The 6,262-nt window shown below is 67.1% G+C and carries 5 protein-coding genes and 1 pseudogene; all 6 read left to right on the plus strand.

The annotated features are described in order from the left end of the window. Positions 1–1,536 (plus strand): phosphoenolpyruvate carboxykinase (GTP) (locus B4L26_RS14760; protein ID WP_290719938.1); only part of this gene is annotated, 1,536 nt, incomplete at its 5' end. A gap of 158 nt (positions 1,537–1,694) precedes the next feature. Beyond that, a complete protein-coding gene (locus tag B4L26_RS14765; RefSeq protein ID WP_290719940.1) occupies positions 1,695–3,290 on the plus strand; it encodes an FAD-dependent oxidoreductase in 1,596 nt (531 codons plus the stop codon). Positions 3,291–3,295: 5 nt separating this feature from the next. Continuing rightward, positions 3,296–4,567: a hypothetical protein gene (locus B4L26_RS14770; RefSeq protein ID WP_290719942.1), complete on the plus strand. Its 1,272-nt coding sequence runs from the start codon at positions 3,296–3,298 to the stop codon at positions 4,565–4,567. Between the two features lie 13 nt (positions 4,568–4,580). Beyond that, positions 4,581–5,216 (plus strand): TetR/AcrR family transcriptional regulator, encoded by a 636-nt coding sequence (locus B4L26_RS14775; RefSeq protein WP_290719944.1) that lies wholly within the window; start codon positions 4,581–4,583, stop codon positions 5,214–5,216. A gap of 45 nt (positions 5,217–5,261) precedes the next feature. Then, positions 5,262–5,951 (plus strand): alpha/beta hydrolase, encoded by a 690-nt coding sequence (locus tag B4L26_RS14780; protein ID WP_290719946.1) that lies wholly within the window; start codon positions 5,262–5,264, stop codon positions 5,949–5,951. Between the two features lie 82 nt (positions 5,952–6,033). After that, a pseudogene (locus B4L26_RS14785) lies at positions 6,034–6,262 on the plus strand (hypothetical protein); the annotation flags it as partial.

A 6,262-nucleotide genomic window follows, 5' to 3' on the forward strand; every position in this document is an offset into this window, starting at 1 on the left:
CCCACCAACAACTGGGTCGATCCCGACGAGATGCGGGCCACCATGACCCCGCTCTACCGCGGCTGTATGCGCGGCCGCACCATGTACGTGATCCCGTTCTGCATGGGTCCGCTGGGCAGCGACGATCCCAAGCTCGGCGTCGAACTCACCGACTCGGAGTACGTCGTGCTGTCGATGCGCGTGATGACCCGCGTCGGCCCCCAGGTTCTCGAGGCACTCGGCGACGACGGGTTCTTCGTCAAGGGCCTGCATTCGGTGGGTGCGCCACTGGAGCCCGGCCAGGCCGATGTGCCGTGGCCGTGCAATTCCGAGAAATACATCACCCACTTCCCGGAGACCCGTGAGATCTGGTCCTACGGCTCGGGCTACGGCGGCAACGCGCTGCTGGGCAAGAAGTGCTACTCGCTGCGCATCGCCTCGGCGATGGCCCACGACGAGGGCTGGCTCGCCGAGCACATGCTGATCCTCAAGCTGATCAGCCCGGAGGACAAGGCCTATTACGTGGCGGCCGCGTTCCCCAGCGCCTGCGGCAAGACGAACCTGGCGATGATCCAGCCGACCATCCCGGGGTGGCGCGCCGAGACCGTCGGCGACGACATCGCGTGGATGCGATTCGGCAAGGACGGCCGCCTGTACGCGGTGAACCCGGAGTTCGGCTTCTTCGGCGTCGCGCCGGGCACCAACCACTCGTCGAACCCGAATGCGATGAAGACCATCGAAGCCGGCAACACGATCTACACGAACGTCGCGCGCACCGATGACAACGACATCTGGTGGGAGGGCCTCGAGGGCGATCCGGAGCACTTGATCGATTGGCACGGCAACGACTGGTACCGCGACGAGACCGACACCAAGGCCGCACACCCCAACTCGCGTTACTGCACGCCGCTGTCGCAGTGCCCGTCGGTCGCCCCCGAGTGGGATGACCCGGCTGGCGTGCCGATTTCGGCGATCCTGTTCGGCGGTCGCCGCAAGACGACGATTCCGTTGGTGACCGAGGCTCGCGACTGGGCGCACGGCGTGTTCATGGGTGCCACCGTCGGCTCCGAGCAGACCGCCGCCGCCGAGGGCACCGTCGGCCAGGTCCGCCGCGACCCGATGGCGATGCTGCCCTTCATCGGCTACAACGTCGGCGATTACCTGCAGCACTGGCTGAGCCTCGGCGAGAAGGCCGACGCGGACAAGTTGCCCCGGATCTACTACGTCAACTGGTTCCGCCGTGGTGCCGACGGCCGCTTCCTGTGGCCGGGCTTCGGCGAGAACAGCCGCGTGCTCGAGTGGATCATCGGCCGGATCGAGGGCAAGGCCGACGGTCAGGAGACCGCCATCGGCACCGTCGCGACGCCGGAGTCGCTGAACCTCGACGGGCTCGACGTGGAGGTCGCCGACGTGGCCGAGGCGCTCGCCGTCGACAACGCGCAGTGGCAGGGCGAGCTGCCCTCGATCAACGAGTGGTTCGACTTCATCGGTGACAAGCTGCCGCAGCAGCTGCGCACCGAGCTCGACACGTTGACCGCGCGCCTAGCGCAGGACTGACGCCACTCCCTACACCGCACAACGCCCGGGTCCACTGGACCCGGGCGTTGTTCTATACATCTGTCGGGAATCGGGGGCCAACGGCTTGACGTGACCGCTCTCACATACCTATGGTTAGACATCATCCAAAAAATGTATGACGTGAATGGAGTGGATCGGTGTCTCTGGGTAAACGTGCCGTGATTCTGGGCGGCAGCATCGCCGGAATGTGCGCAGCGGGGGCGGTCGCGCCGTACTTCGACGAGGTGCTCGTCCTTGAGCGGGACATCATCCCCGCCGACGCCGAGCATCGCCGCGGCATTCCGCAGAGCAAGCACCCGCACTTCCTGCTGAACTCCGGCCGCCGGGCGATGGACGACCTGTTCCCGGGCTTCGAGGATGCGCTGCTGGACGCCGGCGGCCTGCACATGATGGCGTCGCTGGCAGCCGCCCACTGCGAGGGCGACTACTGGGTGCCACGCAAAGAGGCACCGATGACGATGGTCTACGCCTCTCGTCTGCTCATCGAGCGCACGCTGCGCGACCGGCTCGCGACGGTTCCCAACATCCGCGTCGAAGAGGGCATCAACATCGAGGGCCTCGAAACCGTCGACGGTGGGCAGCCCGGTGGCCGCGTCACCGGCGTGTGGGTCACCGGCGGCGACGGTGGTCGTGAGCGGCGCCTTGTCGAGGGCGACTTCATCATCGACACCCTGGGCCGCGGTTCGAATGTCTCCGATTGGCTGGTCAACGCGGGGTGGCCGGAGGTGCGCGTGCAGTCTCTCGACGCCGGGGTCACCTACGTCTCGCGCTGGTACCAGAAGCCCGCGGATCTGCCCGCCGAGTGGTGGTGGGCGCAGATGTCGGTCATGCCGACCGCCGACACCAACCCCCACCCGATCGAGCATGACTTCCTGTGCCAGATCTTCCCCATCGAGGGCGAGCGTGTCTTGGTGACCATGGGCTCCTGGGGCCACCCGATGCCACGCAAGGAAGAAGAGTTCCTTGAGACGGTGAGCAAGGTCCGCGCTCCGGCGTTCGCACGTGCCGTCGCGATGTGCGAGCCGATCTCCAAGGTCTTCGTCACCAAGTCGACCGGCAACCGTCGTCGTCGCTATGACGAATTGGCCAACCCGCCGGCCGGGCTCGTCGTCATCGGCGACGCCGTGTGCGGCTTCAACCCGTTCTACGCCCAGGGCATGAGCTCGGCGGCGAAGTCGTCGGTCCTGCTGCGCGAGAAACTGGCCGCGGCCAGCTCGGTCGATGAGGCGTTCGTCAAGGACTACTTCGGCGCGCAGCGCAAACTGCTCGACGAGATCTGGACCTTGGCGCTGGCCCGCGACCAGGGCTACGCCAACGCCGAGGGCACCGATATCGCCCCCGCGTGGCGCCAGAAGCTGGCCTACAAGGCGGCGTGGCCGGTGTTCAACTTCATCTCGGCCACCACGCGTGAGGACGCTGTCGTCGGGCAGCACTTCGCCGACGTGTTCAACCTTGACGAGTCCGTGACGACAATGATCAAAAGCCCGCGCGTGCTTGCCGGATTCGCCTGGTTCGGGCTGAAGAAGATGTTCGGCCGCACCAAGCTGCCCATGGGTACCGACAACCAACTCGACCCGCCGAGCGACATCTGGCGCGATTGGAAACCGACACCCGGCGGGCGGGCGCTGGTGATCCCGAAGGGGACGCCGGTGCAGGACATTCCGAGTGTCTCGTCGGCGGAGCCGATAGCGGCGGTGTCGGCGAGCGCGTCGAACCAGGCTAAGGCGGGCTGAGCGCGATGGCAGTCTGCACCCCGGGCGACGTCCCGTCCATCATCACGCGCTACCTCGGGTTCCTCTGCGAAAACGCCAACCCGGTGGTGACGTTCCGCAATCCCACCGAGCTGGCGAACTGGACCCTGCCGGTGTTGGAGCTGACCATCATCATCGGTGCGGTGCTGGCGCTGATCCACGCGATCCGGCGCCTTCGTCGCGACGGTGATCCGACGAATCTGGCGATCTGGATCGGCTCGCTGGTCTACCTGTTCGTCATCGAGCCGCCGCTGTACTTCCCGGAGTGGTTCCACGCCGAAGAGGCGATGGGATTCATGTTCTCCCACAACGTCTTCACGGTGAACTTCATGTTCGACCGGTTGCCGCTTTACATCGTCGCGTTCTACCCGGCGCTGTCGGCCCTGGTCTACGAGATCGTGCGGTCCTGGGGCTTCTTCGACGGGTCGAAACGAGGAACGCTGCGGGGTGCGTTCGTCGTTGCCCTGGTCTTCCAGGCGTTCTACGAGATCTTCGACCAGCTCGGCCCGCAGCTGAAGTGGTGGGCATGGAATGTCGATGACGCCTACTACCGGCCGACGATCGAGGCACTGCAGGCGCAGGGGGTTACCGTCGACAAGCTGGGGAATCCGGCGGCAGTGCCCACGCTGGCCTCAGTGCCGTGGGGCAGCGTCTGGTTGTTCGCGACGGTGTCCTTCGCGGTGCTGATCTATCTGGCGGTGCGATTGGTGCAGAACCCGACGTTGGCCGGCAACCGGCCCCGCGGGTGGTCGCTGGTCTGGCGGATCGTCGTCGCCGGCGTCGTCGCCGTGATCAGCATGCCCGTGCTGTCGATTCCGACGGCGGTGTTCGGCCGCGGTGCCGACGCCAACCAGGACGCGCAGACGGTTGTGTACATCGTCGAGCTGGTGGTGGTCTGGGTGATCGGCCTGGCACTGCTGTACGGGCAGTGGCGGCGCCTGCGCGCGCAGCCGTCGCTCGGTGCGGCGGAGTCGGGTTCGGCGTACCCGTTCGTGGTTGTGTTCGGCCCGCTGTTCCTCATCGTGCACTTGGTGCTGTGGATCGCCGCGCTGCCGGCCTTCTTCGATGCCAAGGACGGGATCACCGCCGACATCACCCCGATCGGGAACCTGCCGTACGTGATCGCGTGCTTCCTCGTCGCGACCTTTGCGCTCAACGTCGCATTGGCTCTCGCGCTGGCCCGTGGCGGTCGAGGGCGCTGGAACCTCGAGACCGGTTCGGCGGCACCGCTCGACCAGGCGTCGACAGTCTCCGCGTGAGAGTATTGCGGCCATGAGGACCCGAGGGTGGCAGGGGGATCTGCCCCAGGACTCCGACGAGGCCCGAGCGCGGATCCTTGCCGCGGCGGCGAGCTGCGTCGAGCGCTACGGCGCCCAGAAGACGCGGCTCGCCGACGTTGCCAGCGAGCTGGGGGTCACCCGGCAGACCGTGTACCGCTACTACTCGTCGGTCGACGAGATGCTGGTGGCGGTCGCGACGGCGGGGACCGCGGACTTCCTCGATCGGATGGCGGTGGCCCTGTCGGACGTGCACACGCCGCAGGACGCGATCACCGAGACGATCATCTACTGCCTGCGAGTGCTACCCGACGAGCCAATGATCGGCTTGATGGTCCGGGCGGGGGAGACCGAGTTCTTCACCCGGGAGGCCACCTCGGCCAGCGCGGTGGCGCTTGGTGCGCAGATGCTGCGCCGGCTCGACGTCGACTGGGCGGCCCACGGCTATGACGACGACGCGATGGCCGGATTGGCCGAGTTGGTGATGCGGGTGTGGTTGAGCTTCCTGCAGTACCCGGCGAACCCGCCGCGCTCCGACGACGACCTACGCGAGTTCATCCGGACCTGGGTGTGCCCGTGCCACCCGGCCGCGCGCACTGCGGGCATCGAGCCGTCGCTCGGCGACGGTTAGCCGGGTCCGCCCCGTTGTTGCGGGCGTACTCTGAGTCGGGTACCTGTGAAAGGCAACGCCGATGTCCGAGCAGCCCACCTTCCTCCTGTCCACGGCTCGTGGCACGGCTTCTGGTGCTTCGAGCGACTGATTCCGGCGCTCAACGCCCGCGGAGCCAATGTCGTTGCGGTCGATCTGCCGAGCGTCGGAGACGACCCGACAGCACTGGGGACACTCGCCGACGATGCCGCCGTGATCAGTTCGGCGGCCTCGGCCGTCGGCGGCCCAGTGGTCGTCGTCGCGCATTCGTACGGCGGCGCCGCGACCAGCGAGGCCGTCTTCGCGCCCAACGTCGAGGCACTGGTCTTCTTGTGCGCCTTCATGCCCGACACCGGTCGCACGTACCCGTCCTACCTGCCCCCGGGGCAACTTCCGCCCTATGTCGATCCCCGCGACGACGGCACCATGGGTGTCACCGACGGCTTGGCGATCCCCACGTTCTATGCAGATTGCGCGGCAGAGACGCAACTGTGGGCGCAGGCGCTGCTTCGGCCACAGTCGCAAGCGGTGGTCACTCATGCGATCACCGCGGCATCCTGGCGGACGCTCGCGTCGGCCTTTGTCGTCACGACGGATGATGCGGCGCTACCCCGCGACTCCAACTCGGGTTCGCTGAGCAGGCCACGAGGAACTACGAGATCGCCACCTCACACTCGCCGTTCCAGTCCCGACCCGACGAACTGGCCGCGCTGTTGATTTCCGCCGCCACTGATCTCCGGGCACGCGCGCACGAGGGTTGACGCCCCGGCGTGGCGGTGAATGTGGCACCGTAGAACCCATGTCGCCTCGCCACGCCGTCCCGGAGCCGTCCGAGCTGCCCCAGCAGCCCGTGCAGCGGGTGCAACGCGTCCAACGTGTGCAGCGGGCGCAGCCCGCCCAGGCTGAGCCCTATGTTCAGTACACCCAGCCCGCACCGCCGGTCCAGCATGCCGCGCCGGAACCGGTGGTCCAGTACGCTCAACCGGAACCGGTGGTTCAGTACGCGCAACCGGAACCGGTGGTCCAGT

This window comes from Gordonia sp. UBA7599 (genome assembly GCA_002477755.1).
Lineage (GTDB): Bacteria > Actinomycetota > Actinomycetes > Mycobacteriales > Mycobacteriaceae > Gordonia.